Origin of the sequence: Pedobacter faecalis (assembly GCF_030182585.1) — a bacterium.
GTDB classification, from domain to species: Bacteria; Bacteroidota; Bacteroidia; order Sphingobacteriales; family Sphingobacteriaceae; genus Pedobacter; species Pedobacter faecalis.
This window is the reverse complement of sequence record NZ_JARXOW010000001.1, coordinates 253,217-269,839: the sequence shown is the minus strand read 5'-3', so window position 1 is coordinate 269,839 and position 16,623 is coordinate 253,217. Positions and strand designations below refer to the sequence as shown.

Below are 16,623 nucleotides of genomic sequence, written 5' to 3'. Positions count from 1 at the left end.
CCATTTGTAACAAAAAAATTAACCGCCAAGGCCGAACTTTTGCTGAGTTAGTTCTAAAGCACTGAAATACAATGCCTCAAAATCTCTATCGGCCTCCAGCCAGTGGATTTGAACACCGTCCTTTTCCATTTTTCTGAAAAAGGTCATCTGACGTTTAGCAAACTGAGAAATAGCGATAGCTAATCGCTCAACCATCTCATCGTAACTCATTTCATTCAAGAGATAAGCGCTTACGAACTTATATTCAAGCCCATAGAATTTAAGCATATCCGTGCTTACCCCGGCTTTCATCAGGCATTCAACCTCTTCAATTAGTCCGCCCTCTAACCTGGCAAGCAGACGGTCGGACACCCGCTGCCGTCTTCTGGCGATTTCGGTATACAGTCCAATAACCAGCGGATCTATTTCAGGACGCCTGGCCGTTTCCGGCGTGTTACTGCTCAGATAGGCCGCGATCTCTATAGCACGGATCAGACGTTTATGTGAGGAGCGGTCGGCATGCGCGGTAAATGCTTCGGGGAACTTATCAAGTTCAACCCTCAACTCCTCGACCGAGAGCGGCAGCAAAATTTCCCGCAGTTTAGGATCTACAGGTATAGCAGTGTATTGATGCTGCTGCAAGATGCTGTGAATATACATGCCACTTCCTCCGCAGAGCACCGGAAGAACGTTTTTTTGTATCAGGTGCTCAAACACGCGGTAGAAATCTTCCTGATAAGCATGCACATGATAACGGGCGCCGGCTTCCTGAATATCGATCAGGTGATAGGAAACGCTTTTGCCAGCAACGATGTACTCATGCAGATCCTTCCCGGTCCCAACATCCATACCGCGGAAAATCTGCCTGCTGTCTGCACTAATGATTTCAGCATTTAATCTGGCGGCGAGATGGGCTGCAAGACGCGTCTTGCCCGAAGCGGTCGGACCCAAAACAACAATAAGCGGGTGTTTAACCTTTATATCCATTATCAGAGCACAAGTATAAGATATATTTCAAATTGCCCGTATTAAATAGCTTCATATACGATTCTTTCCTGGAGTCTGGCGGCAAACGATGATCAAAAATACGTTCCAATGTATCCTTATCAAGCCATAAAACCGCAGGTGAAGTAGTTTCAACCAACTGAAAACCCGCCCTTTCGTAAGCCAATCCTTGAGACCAGTCGCGATCGGCGTAACTCATCACATCATCTGGTCTGAAAGCCTCTATAAAGTACTTCAGGAGTTTTCCGAAGCCGCCGGTCACTGTGTATCCGCTCAGCGTAGCCAGGCGGATAAGTTCGGCCGAACGGTATCTTACCCCGTTTCTGTCGATGTTTCTCAAATGGCTGAAACAGGCCACCGCGAGAATCTCCCCGTCTTTTTTCAGCGCGAAACGATGTTTAGCTTTAGCTGTCCCCATCAAATGGTTGGCGTTAAGAAACGTGTCGGCCTCAGTTTGGCTGATCCTCGACACTGATGTTTGCCTTCCATGAACACGCGTGTTGAGCCCCAACACAGAACGTAGCCGGCCAATCACCTGTGCTCTCCTGCTGTTCCATATGTCTTCCCATAAATGAAACAGATGCTTGCCCTCCTGCTTGTACCGATCCTGCAGTTCGATGTATATTTCAGGGAGTTTCGCTGTACCTGATGAAATCAGGTTGAGCGCGACTTGAGAATTTTCAAAATAGATTAAATGAAAAGGACCGGATGTATGCAGGGAAAACCGCTGGCCTAACGGTTCCAATCCCGCCAAGAGATCAACATGCCAGTTTATACTACCCAACCTTTTTCTTTATACAATTTGAACCCCTCGGCAAGTGCAGATTCAATTTGAGACAACAGTGTGTCGTCAAGCTTTTTGATATGAAAACAGGACTTGCCTTTTAAATGCTTCAGCAGATTGGGATCAAATACCTGCTTAATTTCCGGTTCGGCATACACAGGCATGAAATAGAAACCCACATGACTTTTAAATATCTGTACTGAAGCAAAGAACACCTCTGTGCGCGGCTTGTCTTCAATAACCACGTTTTTATTGCTCCACAGATCATAAACTTCCTCGCTGTTTACCCTGTTTTCAAACCCCATGGTTGCATAGGGCTGTAAAGAGGCCCGTATGGTTTGGAAAATCTCAACGAAATCTGTTTTAGCCTGATTCATAATGATAATGGTTTAAACCTACAACACGTTTTGCTTTATATTGTTTTCTGTGCACATCAGCGTTGCCACCATGCCTTGTCGGGATAATTCACACCAAAAATAACAGATTCTCCAAGCATTGGCGTGGTAATACGCAGATTTCGCTTTTTAGCCTCCCTGGTTACCCGAATCACCGGCTCGTCCCAATCGTGCAGGGCCAGACTGAACTTTCCCCAATGCACAGGCATGAGCACCCGTGCATTTAAATCAAGCGCCGCTTGAACGGTCTGTTCGGGAAACATGTGTATCAGCGGCCAGTAGGCGTTATACTGTCCGCACTCCAGCAGTGCCAGGTCGAAAGGTCCGTATTGCTCACCTGCGGCCTTAAAATGTGTATCGTACCCGGAGTCGCCGCCGAGATACAGCCGGTTGTTTGCAGTTTGCAGCACAAAGGCCGACCACAAAGTTTGGTTGCGCTTAAAGAGCCGCCCGCTGAAATGGCGCGCAGCCAGTGCCGTAAAGCTTAGCGACTGCTCCACCGTATTTTCACCCCATGCAAGTTCGGTGATCTTGTTTGCCGCAACCCCCCAGTGTTCCAGATGGGCACCTACGCCCAGCGATGTTACGAAGCGGTTCGTTTTATCTTTTAATGCGACGATGCTGAAGTAGTCCAAATGGTCGTAATGATCGTGCGTAATCAGGATAACATCTAGTGCGGGAAGATCTTCCAGGCTGATGAAATCTGTACCCGGATACTGCTTGCTGCCAATGAATGAAAAAGGAGAAACCCTTTTGCTGAAAACCGGGTCGACCAGAACATTCATCCCATCTGCCTGAACGAGATATGAAGAGTGACCGAACCAGGTTACCTTAACCGAATCCGCACGTCTAAAATCCGGCTTAACATGCGGAAGCGGGTCGGTAGGTACCGACCTTTCGTTCCCCTTAATTACTGCCTTCAGCATATCCCAGTAAGTTACGCCTTCAGGTTTTACTGGCGTTGGTGAGAGATTTTGAAGCTCGCCATCTCTATAATTGCGCAACCGTTTAACACGATCCAGCCTTTCACCCTCCGGCGCCTTTCCAAATATCGGGAGATACAGCACCCATACGGTAAGCGCCGCCAATAGGGTTAAAATTACAAGTGTATATGTCATTTTCTTTCTTTTCATGGAACGGCAATTTTTTCGGCCAAACCAGCGCCTGCCTGTAGAAGCTCGTCGGTAATGGATCTGGTATATGCTACAATTTCCGCTTTAAAATCGGTCACCGAAGCGCCAGATCGTATTTCCTCCAGGCGCTTTTCCCATTGCCCGGTAAGTTCAGCCTGCGCAATCATTTTTTCTTTTACAACCTCATAAACCGCGAGGCCCTTAGCCGTGGGCACCAGGTTCCGCTTCTCTCTCACAATATACTCCCGGTTCAGGAGCGTTTCAATTATCGCTGCACGCGTAGCCGGCGTTCCGAGTCCGCTATCTTTCATCGCATAACGAAGCTCTTCGTCTTCGATATCCTTGCCCGATGTTTCCAGTGCTTTTAGCAACGACGCTTCATTGTACATCGCCTTTGGCTTCGTTTGCTTTTCCAGCAAGGCCTTTTTCACCACTGGAAGAAGCTCGTCGGCCTTCACTTTTGGAAGCGAGGGATTGTCCTCGTCTTTCTTCTCTTCATCAAAGTCGTTGAACACACTGCGCCATCCGGCAGAACGGATCACTGTGCCGTTGGCCAAAAAGACCGTCCCGGATTCAAGTGTTATTTTGGTGATTTCCTTGATACATTCCTGATGAAAAGCTTCCAGCATTCGTCCGGCAACCATGTTGTAAACAAGGAGCTTATCACCAGTCAGATAACTAGCGGGTTCACCTGTAATCAGGATAGCATGATGGTCCGTCACTTTCTTTGCGTTCACACTGCGTTTGTTTAATGACACAGTCTGCAGAAACAGCGCCTGCTTACCAAAATCTACGTGACCTGCAAGACTCTCGATAAGCTTCGGTATGCCGGCAAATACATCATCACCAATATACCGGCTTCCCGTACGGGGGTAAGTCACCAGTTTGCTTTCGTACAAGTTCTGGAGAATACCTAATGTCTGATCGGCCGTTAAGCCCCTGCGCTTATTGGCCTCCTGTTGCAGACTACTCAGATCATGAAGCAGTGGTGGAGGCTCCTTTCGCGGCTTTGCCTCAACGGTAAGCACCTTGGCCCCTTCTGCAACGCCCGATTCCACATCGTCGATCAGCGCGAATGCTTTTTCAGCGTCCTCTTTTCTATCGTAGCTGTCGGCCGACATAGCCCTAAACAGCTGCCCGTCTTTATCGAGCTGTATGGCAAGCTGATAATAGGTCTGGGGCACAAAATGCTTAATTTCCAGGTACCGGGCGCAGATCATAGCCAGGGTTGGTGTTTGCACCCTTCCCAGCGACAATACAGCACGGCCGCCGGCGGATATGCTTAAGGCCTGGGTGGCGTTCATGCCAACCAGCCAGTCTGATTCAGACCGTGCGTGCGCAGAATAAAAAAGTGTATCGTATTCGGTCCCGGCTTTGAGGTTCCTGAATCCTTCCTTAATCGCTTCATCTGTTTGCGAAGAAATCCAAAGCCGCTTGAAAGGCTTCTTGCATTTCAGGAAATAATAGATATAGCGGAAAATAAGTTCGCCTTCCCTCCCGGCATCCGTGGCCACGATGATTTCCGAGGCCTCATCAAACAGCTTTTTAATAATGTCCAGTTGTTTGCGTACACCCGGATCTTCGACTATGCCATCTTTGGTTTTTATTTTTCGGATCCCCAGCTTAAACTTTTGCGGTAACATAGGAAGATGCTGCCGCCTCCACCCAATATAGCCATAGTCCTGGGGTGGGGCTAGCTGAAGCAAATGTCCGAACGCCCAGGTAAATGAATATCCCTTTCCTTCAATATATCCATCCCGCCTGGTTGTGGCGCCAAAGACTTTCGCCAGTTCACGCGCTACAGATGGCTTTTCAGCAATAACTATTTTCATGCTCCCAGTAAATCAAATCCCACTTTGAAGGTGTTACAATGCGCCTCGACAATGTCACGGATGTGCGCCGAATATCCACCTCCCATACTCACCTGTACAGGCAAACCATTTTGCTTACAAAACTCGAATACAAGTTGATCCCTATGTTTACATGCATCTTTTGATAAGGCGAGTTTACCCAATTGATCCGTTTCGAGAACATCGACGCCCGACAGATAAAACACAAAATCCGGCTTGTGCGCTGTAGCAGCCTGAAGTGCCCGTTCTAGCTTACTCAGGTATTCCTCATCCCCGCAGTCGTCTGGTAAACCAATATCCAGATCGGAACGCTCCTTTCGGAACGGAAAATTCTTTTCTCCATGCATCGACAACGTAAATACCCGCGACTCGTTATAGAATATCTGCGCCGTGCCGTTCCCCTGATGGACATCCAGGTCAATGATCAGGATGCGTTGAGCCAAACCCTGATTCAGTAAATAGCTGGCCGCTACAGCCTGGTCGTTCAGCAAGCAAAAACCCTCGCCCCAGTTGCTCCCGGCATGATGCGTGCCACCAGCCACATTAAATGCCAGCCCATGTTCCAGAGCAAAACATGCAGCATCTATCGTTCCCTGCGTAATCCTCAGTTCACGATCAACCAGCTCCCGCGTCATCGGAAAGCCTATCCGGCGTTGCGCCTGATGCGACAATGTCAGGTCCCGCAGTTCCGCCCAATACTGGGCATCGTGCGCCAGAAGAACCACCTTTTCAGAAACCAACTCCGGGGCAAAGAGATTTTCGGGTGTAATAAGGCCCTCGTGAAGCAACTGTTCGGGAATAAGCTCATACTTCAGCATCGGAAAGCGATGGCCCTCCGGAAGCGGATGCGAGTAGGCCGGATGCCAGGCTATTTTGATCATCAGTTCAGAATCTCCCCAACGTGTTTCTCAATATTGTTGCAGATCTCGTCGACCGGCAAATCATTCGCATCTACGCCGAAGGGATCTTCAATCTCTTCAGCGATAAGTTCAAGACTCGCCAGCACATACAAGATAAACGGCACGATAGGCACAACGAAATATCCCAGACTGAACACCCAGCCGATAGGCAGTGTGATGACGTAGATGAAGATGAACTTCTTGATAAAGGCGCTGTACGAAAACGGGATCGGCGTTTTCTTAATTCGCTCGCAGGCACCACATATATCTGTGAATTGCTGAATATCTCCATTAAGTATAATCAATTGTTCCTGGCTGATTTGTCCTGACCGCTGTAATTCGAAAACCTTCGCAGAAATACTTGACGCCACCTGATTTGGAATATGCTTTCCCCCATCCACTTCAATAAGTAAGCTGTTCTTGCCGAAGTACTGCTTTTCGCGGAGATGCTCCTTCAGGGCAAAAGCGTACTTGGGAATAGCATAGTTGAAAAATACGCTATCTTCGGTCGTCAAATTCAACGCTTTGATTTTAATCGCGAAGTTCCGGCTTACGTTGGTAAGCGACCCGAGCATGCGGCGTCCTTCCCACCACCTGTCGTACGACGTGTTGGTACGAAAAACAAGCAACATAGAAATCACAAAGCCAAGCAGATTATGCATCATGCCTACATTCTTCACGTAGGTTGTTTCAGCCAGCTTGAGATAGTTAAGTTCAAGAAAGGCGATAAGGCCCGACAAAATTGACACACTTATCATCAGCGGCCAGAGTTTCCTGAACGTATCGGCTTTGTGGATATGGAAGATAAAGGTGAACCAATCCTTTGGGTTATAATTAACCATATGCGTTACCTCGATTGACAAACTTGCAGAAGCAGCGCTCCTGTTTTAAATACATCTTCGAATGAATTGTACAAAGGTACGGGACTCAGACGAATCACATTCGGTTCGCGCCAGTCGCCCAACACATGTTTGGCGACAAGCTCATTAAAGATCGCCTTACCGTTCTCTTTGGCAATAATGGACACCTGCGCACCCCTTTCGGTAGGCTGCGAAGGTGTAATCACCTTATACTGTTCATACCCGAGCGCAGTATTCACCTCGGCGATCAGGTACATCAGATAAGCGGTAAGTTTTTCACTCTTTTCCCTCAAGGGATTCATAAAGCCAGCCTGTTTAAAGATTTGTAAAGAAGCATGATATAAAGCCATCGGCATAACCTGGGTGCAGCTTACCTGCCAGCCATCGGCGCCAGCCTCTGGTACAAAGCCTTTTTCCATCTTAAACCGCTGTTCCTCGTGGTAGCCCCACCATCCGGCAAACCGGTTCAGCGTCTCGTCGCCGAAATGCTTTTCGTGCACAAATATGGCGCTTATGCCACCCGGACCAGAATTCTGGTATTTGTAGGAACACCAGCAAGCAAAATCGACATTCCAGTCGTGCAGCTCGAGCGGCACATTGCCCGCTGCGTGAGCCAGATCGAAACCCACTACAGCTCCTGCTTCATGACCTGCTTTGGTGATAGCCGGCATATCGTACCACTGACCCGTGAAATAGTTGACCCCACCAAAAAGGACCAATGCAAGCTCATCACGGTTGTCGGCTATAGCTTGCAATATATCGGCCATTTCCAAGGTAAATGCACCGGCTTTCGGCGCAACCTCAATAATCGCCTCCGCAGGATAGTAACCATGGAAGCGAACCTGACTCTCGATGGCATACTGATCTGACGGAAAGGCACCAGCCTCCATAATGATCTTAAAACGCTTTGCGTCGGGCTTGTAAAAACTAACCATCAATAAATGAAGGTTCACCGTCAGCGTATTCATGGGACAAACTTCCTGAATCCTTGCGCCCACAATTGGTGCGATCAACTCCTTAAGCGCCTTGTGATAAAACATCCAGGGCCTTTCGCCCTCAAACCAACCCTCAACCGCCAGATTTTGCCAGTTGGAAAGCTGTACATCAAGCACTTCACGCGCCGATTTAGGTTGAAGACCTAAAGAATTACCACACAGATAAATAAATGGTTCGTTATTCTGATTTGGGAAGTAAAACATCTCCCTAAAACGAGCGAGCGGATCAGCCTGATCAAGGCCTTGCGCAAAGGCCAAATTATTCTGGAAATTCATCAGTCCAAACTTAGACAAAAGGGGCAATGATTAAACCATAATGTTGATAAATACTAATTCAGCGATTTGGTTTACTTACGTACCTGTTGCCCTTTATATAATAACGCCAGGGGAGCAATGCATGTTCTCCAGCATAGTCGACACCCACCCTTGGGCAGGCAACTATCTCTGGTTTAGTCAGCAAAGCTCCCTGATCTTCCAGCCATATCTCATCGCCTAGCAGATCCTTTGCATTGAGGGAGCGGTCGATACCCATGGCCATCGCCAATGCCCCAGGGCCCGCAGTTAGATTAGGCTTCAACACAAGCATTTTTCTCCGTGCAAGCATAAGCTCCAGTCCCTGTAAGGGCTCCAGCCCACGTACCAGCACCGCATGCGGAACGCCCTCGGGTGCCGTAACCACATTAAATAAATGATGAATCCCATAGCAGAGATACACATAAGAGACGCCGCCACGCTCATACATGGTTTGCGTTCGATTGGTGAGCCTGCCACCGTAAGCATGAGAAGCCCGATCTTCTACGCCTTTATAGGCTTCGGTTTCCACAATGATCCCGGCGGTAATGTCATCGCCCAGGCGGGTATATAACACCTTCCCCAATAACTGCTGCGCTAACAGGTTTACATCGGTTCCCTGGTAAAATGAAAAGGGCAGCCTAGCCATAAATCAATGCGACAATCTTCTTTAAGTAATCTGCATCAACATCATCAAAATGAGACAAATATTCACTGTCGACATCCAATACGGCTATGACTTCAATCCCTTTCATTACAGGCACCACGATCTCCGACCTTGAGGCCGATGCACAGGCGATGTGACCCGGAAATTCATCCACATCAGGTACGACAAGCGTTTCCGCTTTTTCCCATGCTGCCCCGCAGACCCCCTTGCCTTTCTGTATCCTGGTACAAGCCACCGGACCCTGAAAGGGGCCTAACACAAGCTCCTCATCCTTCACGAGGTAAAACCCAACCCAGAACCATCTGAACTGCTCCTTAAGCGCGGCAGCTATATTGGCCATGTTGGCAATCAGGTCTTCTTCGCCAGAGATCAGGGCTGCGATCTGTGGAATAAGCGTTCTATACTGTTCAGCTTTGTCAGCGCTGCTATTGATCTGTAAATCTTCCGCCATGAACTTGGTTTTCCTGCAAATCTAGCAAGTAAATAACTAAATTTGGCATATACTCAGCATTATCCATATGAACAAAAAGAAACGAACTGTACTACTGTCGGCCGCCATCTTAAGTGTGTCACTCGTCCTTGCCACGGCTTTCAAGCCCTGGGAAGAAGGTATGTTTCCGCTAAGCGAGATCCATAAACTTGATCTGAAGAAAGCCGGACTTAAAATCAGTCAGAATGAGATATACAACCCGAAAGGCACCAGCCTGGTAGATGCACTGGTAAATGTCGGCGGCTGCACAGGCTCGTTCGTATCCGATCAGGGACTTATTATTACCAACCACCACTGTTCGTTCAGCGCAGTGCAGCAAGCCAGCACGCCGGAGCACGACTACCTGACCAATGGTTTTGTTGCAAAAACACCTTCAGAGGAAATTGAGGCAAAGGGCCTTACCTGCCGGATAACAGAGAGTTACGAAGACGTTTCGGATCGCGTACTTGGTTCGGTTGCCCAGGTAGAAGACCCGGCATCGCGACTCAAGTTAATCAACACTGCGATGGATAATATTGCCCGGGAAGCGGAACAGAAGGATCCCTCTATAAAGGCCGAGGTCTCGGAGATGTTCATTGGAAAAACGTATGTGCTGTTCCGTTACAAGACGATTCAGGATGTTCGCCTGGTATATGTCCCGCACCGTCAGATCGGTGAGTTTGGCGGTGAAACCGACAATTGGGTATGGCCCCGGCACACGGGCGACTTTGCCTTTATGCGCGCGTATGTTGCGCCCGACGGCTCGCCAGCCAGCTATTCGAAAAATAACGTTCCTTATAAGCCCAAGAAGTTTCTGAAAGTAAATGCAAACGGAACCAATGAAGAAGACTTTGTCTTTATACTCGGATATCCGGGCCGCACATTCCGTCATCGTCCTGCTCAGTTCATCGCCTACCAGCAGGAATACGTGTTACCATACGTTTCGGAACTCTATGCCTTCCAGAACCAGACCATGGAGGAAGTCGGCAAAAAAGATAAAGCGACAGAAATTAAACTCGCCACCCGAATCAAACGGAACGCAAATGTCATGAAAAATTATCGCGGCAAACTTCAGGGCCTGAAGGGAATTGATTTAGTAGCTAAGAAACAGCAGGAAGATAACGACCTGGCCCGATTCATCAACAGCAACATCGATATGAAGGCGCGGTACGGAAATCTGATGACCGAGATTGACAACCTGTACAAATTGATCAATGGTGATGCGCAGCGCGACCTGTGGTTTTCACAGATTTACAACTCAACGAGCCTGCTTTCGGTAGCGCGTAATATCAACAACTTTAAATCGGCCATGGAGACTTACCCTGCCGGTCAGCATCAGGCGTTCTTCGATCAGAATCTGGCGCGACTGAAACAGATCCTGGAGGCCAATTACGAAGCTTACGACCCCGAGGCAGACCGAATCATCTTTAAGCGAATGCTCAGCGATGCTGCTGCCTTCCCTTCTGGCCAGCCCGTAAATGCACTGAAGTCTGTAGCCAGACCAACCGATCAATTTGCCCAGACCACCTTAAGTAGCTCCAGGCTGGCCGACAAAAACTATGTGCTAAGCACCCTGCTCCAATCGCCGCAAAGTCTTACCGCATACAACGACGCCCTCCTTCGTTTCGAGAAGGACATATCGGTTCAGATAAGCGAACTCAAACCCGAGAAGGATCGCCGTGAAGGCTTATTAAACAAACTGATGGGTGATTATGTAAACGTGAAAGAGAAGTTCCTTAAAAAGAACTTCATCCCTGATGCCAATAGCACACTGCGACTCACTTACGGATATGTACGCGGATATTGGTCGGCCGACGCAACCTACCAACGGCCCTATACCACCATACGCGGCATTCTGGAAAAGGGCGCTACCGACAATCCGGAATTCGACTACCCGCCACAGATCAAAAGCCTGTGGGACGCGAAAGACTTTGGCCCCTTCGCCAAGAAAGATCTGAACGATGTGCCCGTAGCCCTGCTATACAACATGGACACTACAGGCGGCAATTCGGGTTCACCCATCATGAACGCTTATGGCGAGTTGATTGGCGTAAACTTTGACAGAGCCTACGGCGCAACCATAAATGATTATGCTTGGAACGAAAGTTACAGTCGATCCATAGGTGTCGACATACGCTATGTACTTTGGGTTGCATCAAAGATTGACAAGGCTGATTTTCTGGTAAGGGAAATGGGCGTTAAACTGTAATAGAAAACATGAGAGTAATAGCAGAACTTCCGCATCCGGAATGTAAAATCACCATCTTCAGTATGAACCAGAAATACATTGTAAAGTTTGAGCAGGGCACCTTCGAACAAAGCTATAAACTCGCAGAACTTGACTTGAGTGGGGGCGGCGTTAATGAAATTTTTGAGCTGCTCGACGAAGCATTTATAGCTACTGTTGTGACGAGGTTTAAGGAGATGAGAAGCGATTTTACGGCAACGTACAAGCGTCACCAGTTTTAGTTTAAATGACACTACATAACCGTCTAGCTTACAATGCAGTTGTATCTTAAACAAAATTTAATTTGGCAATTTCAAGCCTCAATAGATATGCATCTCCGATTTTGATAAATATTTGGATTACATATACACCAATAATAGCACTGATTAACAACGCGTTTTAAGCCTATGAAAAATATAATTTGGTCAGCTTTTTTAGTCACTTTTATCGCTTCCTGCACCAAAATTGACGAATCAACAGACATGAACTTCACGGTGGCGACCGGCGCCATCCCATTCGTGATCCCGGTCACATCAAGCACCACAGCCGGTACGCAAATTACGGACATATCCGTATCGGCCAACCTCGATGAACTAGTGAAAGAAAAAGGCGAGCAGTTTTCGGCGGCCGACGTGGTGAGCATGAAAGTTACATCCCTTAAGCTGGCGCTTACGGACACCCCTAGAGACGCAACGAATAACTTTGCCAATATTGAGGAAATGAGCATTGCGATGGAAGCGGCAGGTCAGCCCTCAGTGCTTCTTGCAGGCGGACGTGTACCCGACAATGAAAGCACCGCTATCGACGTACGGATTATTGCAACGGAAAATGAATTTAAAAACTATGCGGCGGATCACCAACTTCGGATCACCGGCAAGTTAAGACGCCCCACCACTAAGGCACTTAACGGACAAGCCCGAATAAGTTATTATCTGCAACTAAGGAAGTAGCCCTTAAAGTTTGCGCTCTGCTTTTTCCCAGATCACCGACTGGCTGCCTTGGATATATCGTCCGATACCGGCAATAACGGCGTAGTTCATCATGCAGAAATAATACGGGATAAAGAGCAGCTTAACACGCAGTTTTTTATCTTCCAGTACCTTCCCCATCCAGGCCGATATGTAAAACAGTATCTGAGCGAAGAGGAGAATCGTGTACAAGCATTGACCGGGTGCCGACACCACAATAGCAACGTTAAGGAGCAACACCAGGATCATCAGGAAGGGTGTAACCGTCCACCGCAGCACACGGTGACTAATGTACTGGAAACTTAATAAGGGATATTTGAAGGGGTTTAAAAGCGCTTTTAGCCAAACTATAGACTGTATACCGCCGGCCGCGATACGTATTTTTCGCTTCAGTTCTTCGGCAACATTAGCAGAAGAGGTCTCCTGAGCATAAGCCTCAGGTTCATAAACAATAACATATCCTCTGCCTGCGATCTGCATGGAGATCATAAAATCATCCAAAACACTATTTACAGGCACAGGCTCGTACAGTGCCCGCCTTATGCTGAAAAGTTCGCCTGCCGCACCCACCACAGAATATAGTTCAGAATCCCAGGTCTTAAGTTTAGACTCATATTTCCAGTAGAAGCCCTCACCTGCAGTAGCATCGGCTGATTCCTCGATATGCACACGCTTCTCGCCTGCCACGGCGCCAACTTTAGGGTCCGCATAATGCCGGCATAACAACATCAAAGCGTCCGTGTTAAGAAAGGTATTGGCATCGGTAAACACCACGAGCTCGGTGCTCACATGGTCCATGGCGCGATGCACAGCAGCTATTTTACCCGACCTGCCCGGGCTGTGCAGAAGTTGTATTTCAGGATAGCGCGACACAATTTCCGGCGTACGGTCGGTCGACCCGTCCGTCACAAAAACAAAGTTGAGCTTACCTGCAGGATATTTTAACTGCACGGTATTAGCTATCTTAGCCTCGATGAAGGCCTCCTCATTGTACGCAGCTACGATCAGCGTACAGGAAGGCAACGCCTCGAACGGATAATGTTTCCGGCGACCCGCTTTAAAAAGTCGTTTCAGCGCCACAAGAAAGTAAAGCACCAAACCATAACCAAAAAAAGTATAAAAGATGATGAAAAGTGAGATCCAGAAAGCGACAATCATGTTCCGGGTTTTTTAAAGCCGAGGTATGAACTGGTGGGTTTATTGGAGAGGTTCCATTTAATGGCCCGGAACAGAACCGGTACAAATTCCGGAGTACCGGATTTAAAGTATTTCAGCATATTTCTTGGTGTAACAAATATAATAAAATACACAAAAAACACCAGCGTATGGAACCAGCTGGCATTTCGCCTGATAAACAAGATGCGGTTCCTGTTCATATAATACTCCTTGAGCGCACTGTTCTTACCCACCGAGAGCGACTCCTTATGATATATAAGGGCATTGGTATTTATCCAGATATCGAATCCGGCCCTTCGCATCATTTCACACCAATCCATCTCCTCATAGTACAGGAAAAAGTTTTCCGGCAGCAGCCCTACCTTGCTTAATGCTTCGCGGCTAACCATCATGGCAGCACCGTGAACATACCCTGTGGGTCCTATTACGTCATTATGCTGACCCTGGTCTGCCTCGTACTGACCGATACATTTATTGCGACAAGTGTAATAGTTCATCGGCGTAAACCCCGCATACTGAATGATTGACTTATCATCGTAATAATTGATCCGGGGCGAAACCATGCCTATTTTTGGACTTTCAGAAAATGTATCTACCAGGGTTTCTATGAGCCCCGGAGTAAATTCCGTGTCGTTGTTCACCAGAAAAACATAGTCGCCCTGAGCCTGCATTATCCCCACATTGTTCCCCCCTGCAAAGCCAAGGTTGCGCGCTGTGCGGATATAAATGATCTGATCGTTTACAGCTCTGAAATCTGCCTCATGATCCTTTTCGCTGCAATTATCTACTAAAATAATCTCTATATTAGCTTGACCATAGTATAGATTTATTGACTTCAGGAGTTCGGCCGTAGCTTGCGGCTGATTGTAATTTACAGTAACGATCGAAATTAAGTCCATCTATTTTAATATGGTAAGCATGTCAAATTAGTGCATTTTGGGTGATAATAGCAAATTTAAGGACGAATTACAGCGCTTTCAGCAGATCGAAGGTAAGGACGAGTCTGTGAGCGAAAAACTCGACGAACTGCTCGCCCTCCTTAAAGAAAGCGAAATCGATTCTGAAAATATCAAAGCGATCAGAGGAAGGGTAAATCAGGTCCTGGACGATAAGCTGGAAGCTCAAAATGCTATTAAAGATGTGAAAGATCTGGCCAGCTCTGATATGGACAAGCTGGAGCAACTGGACCAACTGGAAATACTATTGAACAAAAGCCGGTTCGACTCAGGCCAGGTAAGGGAGCCCCGCCTTAAAATACTTGCGTATAAAGGAATAAAAATTCTGATTGGACTATTATTTGTTACATTGGGATTTGCAATGATCATCATGCCCGCTCCGCCCTACTTTGAAATGTTTACGATATTTTATTTCAATCCGGACGATGGTGTGACGTTGATGGACCTGATCTCACTGATCATCGTTGCGACAGGGATATTTATTATTTTAAATGCTGTACTTAAGATGAAGCCGGATGAGTAGAAATATTTTGCTCGTTGATGATGATATTTTTCAGCTAAAGCTGTTTGAAAAATTACTTACCTCCAACGGCTATAACTGTAAGATCGCTGAATCTGTTGATGAGGCAGAGAAAATCCTTAAGACGGGTTCGTTTGACCTGATCATTTCAGACTATGAGATGCCCGGTAAAAACGGATTTGAATTCAGACGAAGGCTGCTGGAGCGTGACCCGTACAAGCATATCCCTTTCCTATTTCTCACGTCTGTAAATGACGAACGTTTTGTTCAGCAGGGCCTGGATTTGAAAGCCATAGATTATATCGCTAAAAATACGCCTGCCTCTCAGGTATTGGCCAAGATAGATAACCTCCTGCAGGCCGTCCGCGAGCAACACGAAAGATCACTAAGCGAGATCAAAGGCATCGCAGAAAAGCTTAACCTGAGAAACATCCCGCAAAAGGCGCCTGAATTAAAACGTTTTGAGATCAGCTATTTCAACCAGTCTTTCCAGAACCAGCCGGGAGGGGATTTTATAGATTTCATTAAGATCAACGATCGCTATACGTTTGTGGTGCTGGGCGACGTGATGGGCAAAAAATGGGGTGCATGGTTCTTTTCTTTCAGCTTTTTAAGTTATATACGGTCGGCCATCCGACTGTGCGTGTATGATGAAAACTACGACCTGTCTGAAATTTTGAAAAAGCTCAACCGCGTAGTGCACGACGACGCCCTGCTGAGCGAAATATTTTCGACGCTAAGCCTCGTGTTGCTGGACGATGAAAGCGGAGAAGTGAAATACGCCGGCGCGGGCGACCTCCCCCTGCTGAAATTTACTGAATCGGCACCCGAGCTGCAGCAGTACCTGTCGGACGGCATACTGCTGGGCTTCTACCCTTTTGCGATTTACACAGAAATGAAGGTGGACCTGCAGCCTAATGACGAGCTTTATCTGATCTCCGACGGAATGATTGATTACGAAGCGACAGGGGAAAAGAAATCAGATTTGCGTTTGTTTAAGGAAAATTTATATTATTTTAGAAAGCATAACAAGTCGCTTGAAGAGATTAAAAACAGTCTTTTCAGCCAGCATGTATCTCAGGTAGACGACTGCAGCTTGATTATTATAAGGAGGAAATCATGAATATAAACAAACAATTAAGGGGTAAATACCTGGTTCTTACGATCGAAGACAAAGATGCCAATCTTTCGAATTCTTCTAGTTTTAAGGAGCTGGCTATCAATGAAATAGAATCTGGTGCCATTCACTTGGTCGTTTCATTTGAGCAGGTTAAGTACATAGACAGTTCATTTTTGGGCGCCCTGGTTGCCATACTCAAAAACCTGGTGCAAAAGAACGGCAGCCTCAGACTGGTAGAGCTGAACAGTGACATTATAAACCTTTTTGAGCTTACCAGACTCGATAAGATCTTTGATTTAAGAGCATCTGTAGAAACTGCACTAGACTAG

The 16,623-nt window shown here is 47.2% G+C and carries 18 protein-coding genes; 6 read left to right on the top strand and 12 right to left on the bottom strand.

What is annotated here, in order from left to right:
- Window positions 1-18: 18 nt before the first annotated feature.
- From miaA to QEP07_RS01145, 10 genes are read right to left on the bottom strand one after another with little or no spacing between them, the layout of a single operon-like run.
- On the bottom strand, window positions 19-966 hold the full coding sequence (miaA, locus tag QEP07_RS01190; protein ID WP_285008148.1) for a tRNA (adenosine(37)-N6)-dimethylallyltransferase MiaA: 948 nt from the start codon (window positions 964-966) through the stop codon (window positions 19-21).
- Window positions 950-1,738, bottom strand: coding sequence for a hypothetical protein (locus QEP07_RS01185; RefSeq protein WP_285008147.1), 789 nt, complete (start codon window positions 1,736-1,738; stop codon window positions 950-952). Before QEP07_RS01185 ends, miaA begins: the two co-directional genes overlap by 17 nt.
- A 17-nt stretch (window positions 1,739-1,755) precedes the next feature.
- On the bottom strand, window positions 1,756-2,145 hold the full coding sequence (locus QEP07_RS01180) for a hypothetical protein (protein ID WP_285008146.1): 390 nt from the start codon (window positions 2,143-2,145) through the stop codon (window positions 1,756-1,758).
- A 56-nt stretch (window positions 2,146-2,201) separates the two neighbouring features.
- Window positions 2,202-3,296 (bottom strand): MBL fold metallo-hydrolase, encoded by a 1,095-nt coding sequence (locus tag QEP07_RS01175; protein ID WP_285008145.1) that lies wholly within the window; start codon window positions 3,294-3,296, stop codon window positions 2,202-2,204.
- A complete protein-coding gene (gene topB / locus QEP07_RS01170; RefSeq protein WP_285008144.1) occupies window positions 3,293-5,128 on the bottom strand; it encodes a DNA topoisomerase III in 1,836 nt (611 codons plus the stop codon). Before topB ends, QEP07_RS01175 begins: the two co-directional genes overlap by 4 nt.
- Window positions 5,125-6,027, bottom strand: coding sequence for a histone deacetylase family protein (locus tag QEP07_RS01165; protein ID WP_285008142.1), 903 nt, complete (start codon window positions 6,025-6,027; stop codon window positions 5,125-5,127). Before QEP07_RS01165 ends, topB begins: the two co-directional genes overlap by 4 nt.
- On the bottom strand, window positions 6,027-6,887 hold the full coding sequence (locus tag QEP07_RS01160; protein WP_285008141.1) for a bestrophin family protein: 861 nt from the start codon (window positions 6,885-6,887) through the stop codon (window positions 6,027-6,029). The genes QEP07_RS01165 and QEP07_RS01160 overlap by 1 nt, the downstream gene beginning before the upstream one ends.
- 5 nt (window positions 6,888-6,892) lie before the next feature.
- A complete protein-coding gene (kynU, locus tag QEP07_RS01155) occupies window positions 6,893-8,176 on the bottom strand; it encodes a kynureninase (protein ID WP_285008140.1) in 1,284 nt (427 codons plus the stop codon).
- Window positions 8,177-8,234: 58 nt separating this feature from the next.
- Window positions 8,235-8,840, bottom strand: a complete 606-nt coding sequence (locus QEP07_RS01150; protein ID WP_285008139.1) for a DNA-3-methyladenine glycosylase — start codon at window positions 8,838-8,840, stop codon at window positions 8,235-8,237.
- Entirely contained in the window at window positions 8,833-9,309 is a 477-nt protein-coding gene (locus QEP07_RS01145) for a GAF domain-containing protein (RefSeq protein WP_285008138.1), read from the bottom strand. Before QEP07_RS01145 ends, QEP07_RS01150 begins: the two co-directional genes overlap by 8 nt.
- Window positions 9,310-9,376: 67 nt before the next feature.
- Here QEP07_RS01145 and QEP07_RS01140 point away from each other — a divergent pair, with 67 nt between their 5' ends.
- From QEP07_RS01140 to QEP07_RS01130, 3 genes are all read left to right on the top strand, one after another.
- Window positions 9,377-11,536 carry a S46 family peptidase gene (locus tag QEP07_RS01140; protein ID WP_285008137.1) on the top strand — a complete coding sequence of 720 codons (2,160 nt, stop codon included), beginning with the start codon at window positions 9,377-9,379 and terminating at the stop codon, window positions 11,534-11,536.
- A gap of 8 nt (window positions 11,537-11,544) precedes the next feature.
- Window positions 11,545-11,796, top strand: coding sequence for a hypothetical protein (locus tag QEP07_RS01135; RefSeq protein WP_285008136.1), 252 nt, complete (start codon window positions 11,545-11,547; stop codon window positions 11,794-11,796).
- 165 nt (window positions 11,797-11,961) lie between these two features.
- Complete coding sequence (locus tag QEP07_RS01130) at window positions 11,962-12,504, top strand: hypothetical protein (RefSeq protein WP_285008135.1); 543 nt, start codon at window positions 11,962-11,964, stop codon at window positions 12,502-12,504.
- A 3-nt stretch (window positions 12,505-12,507) separates the two neighbouring features.
- On the opposite strand, the gene QEP07_RS01125 is transcribed toward QEP07_RS01130, so the two are convergent.
- Both QEP07_RS01125 and QEP07_RS01120 read right to left on the bottom strand, forming a co-directional pair.
- The gene (locus QEP07_RS01125; RefSeq protein WP_285008134.1) at window positions 12,508-13,680 is read right to left on the bottom strand and encodes a glycosyltransferase family 2 protein; all 1,173 of its coding nucleotides are present in this window, start codon (window positions 13,678-13,680) and stop codon (window positions 12,508-12,510) included.
- Window positions 13,677-14,597 carry a glycosyltransferase family 2 protein gene (locus QEP07_RS01120; RefSeq protein WP_285008133.1) on the bottom strand — a complete coding sequence of 307 codons (921 nt, stop codon included), beginning with the start codon at window positions 14,595-14,597 and terminating at the stop codon, window positions 13,677-13,679. Before QEP07_RS01120 ends, QEP07_RS01125 begins: the two co-directional genes overlap by 4 nt.
- 37 nt (window positions 14,598-14,634) lie before the next feature.
- Here QEP07_RS01120 and QEP07_RS01115 point away from each other — a divergent pair, with 37 nt between their 5' ends.
- The 3 genes from QEP07_RS01115 to QEP07_RS01105 are packed head-to-tail and all read left to right on the top strand — an operon-like array spanning window position 14,635 to window position 16,623.
- Window positions 14,635-15,177, top strand: a complete 543-nt coding sequence (locus QEP07_RS01115) for a hypothetical protein (protein WP_285008132.1) — start codon at window positions 14,635-14,637, stop codon at window positions 15,175-15,177.
- Window positions 15,170-16,297, top strand: a complete 1,128-nt coding sequence (locus QEP07_RS01110; RefSeq protein WP_285008131.1) for a fused response regulator/phosphatase — start codon at window positions 15,170-15,172, stop codon at window positions 16,295-16,297. Before QEP07_RS01115 ends, QEP07_RS01110 begins: the two co-directional genes overlap by 8 nt.
- On the top strand, window positions 16,294-16,623 hold the full coding sequence (locus tag QEP07_RS01105) for an STAS domain-containing protein (RefSeq protein ID WP_285008130.1): 330 nt from the start codon (window positions 16,294-16,296) through the stop codon (window positions 16,621-16,623). The genes QEP07_RS01110 and QEP07_RS01105 overlap by 4 nt, the downstream gene beginning before the upstream one ends.

What these genes read in the sequence shown, in the direction of transcription:
- miaA (WP_285008148.1), bottom strand. Translation starts at nt 966, where the DNA reads ATGGATATAAAGGTTAAACACCCGCTTATTGTTGTTTTGGGTCCGACC.
- QEP07_RS01180 (WP_285008146.1), bottom strand. Translation starts at nt 2,145, where the DNA reads ATGAATCAGGCTAAAACAGATTTCGTTGAGATTTTCCAAACCATACGG.
- QEP07_RS01175 (WP_285008145.1), bottom strand. Translation starts at nt 3,296, where the DNA reads ATGAAAAGAAAGAAAATGACATATACACTTGTAATTTTAACCCTATTG.
- topB (WP_285008144.1), bottom strand. Translation starts at nt 5,128, where the DNA reads ATGAAAATAGTTATTGCTGAAAAGCCATCTGTAGCGCGTGAACTGGCG.
- QEP07_RS01165 (WP_285008142.1), bottom strand. Translation starts at nt 6,027, where the DNA reads ATGATCAAAATAGCCTGGCATCCGGCCTACTCGCATCCGCTTCCGGAG.
- QEP07_RS01160 (WP_285008141.1), bottom strand. Translation starts at nt 6,887, where the DNA reads ATGGTTAATTATAACCCAAAGGATTGGTTCACCTTTATCTTCCATATC.
- kynU (WP_285008140.1), bottom strand. Translation starts at nt 8,176, where the DNA reads ATGAATTTCCAGAATAATTTGGCCTTTGCGCAAGGCCTTGATCAGGCT.
- QEP07_RS01150 (WP_285008139.1), bottom strand. Translation starts at nt 8,840, where the DNA reads ATGGCTAGGCTGCCCTTTTCATTTTACCAGGGAACCGATGTAAACCTG.
- QEP07_RS01145 (WP_285008138.1), bottom strand. Translation starts at nt 9,309, where the DNA reads ATGGCGGAAGATTTACAGATCAATAGCAGCGCTGACAAAGCTGAACAG.
- QEP07_RS01140 (WP_285008137.1), top strand. Translation starts at nt 9,377, where the DNA reads ATGAACAAAAAGAAACGAACTGTACTACTGTCGGCCGCCATCTTAAGT.
- QEP07_RS01135 (WP_285008136.1), top strand. Translation starts at nt 11,545, where the DNA reads ATGAGAGTAATAGCAGAACTTCCGCATCCGGAATGTAAAATCACCATC.
- QEP07_RS01130 (WP_285008135.1), top strand. Translation starts at nt 11,962, where the DNA reads ATGAAAAATATAATTTGGTCAGCTTTTTTAGTCACTTTTATCGCTTCC.
- QEP07_RS01125 (WP_285008134.1), bottom strand. Translation starts at nt 13,680, where the DNA reads ATGATTGTCGCTTTCTGGATCTCACTTTTCATCATCTTTTATACTTTT.
- QEP07_RS01120 (WP_285008133.1), bottom strand. Translation starts at nt 14,597, where the DNA reads ATGGACTTAATTTCGATCGTTACTGTAAATTACAATCAGCCGCAAGCT.
- QEP07_RS01110 (WP_285008131.1), top strand. Translation starts at nt 15,170, where the DNA reads ATGAGTAGAAATATTTTGCTCGTTGATGATGATATTTTTCAGCTAAAG.
- QEP07_RS01105 (WP_285008130.1), top strand. Translation starts at nt 16,294, where the DNA reads ATGAATATAAACAAACAATTAAGGGGTAAATACCTGGTTCTTACGATC.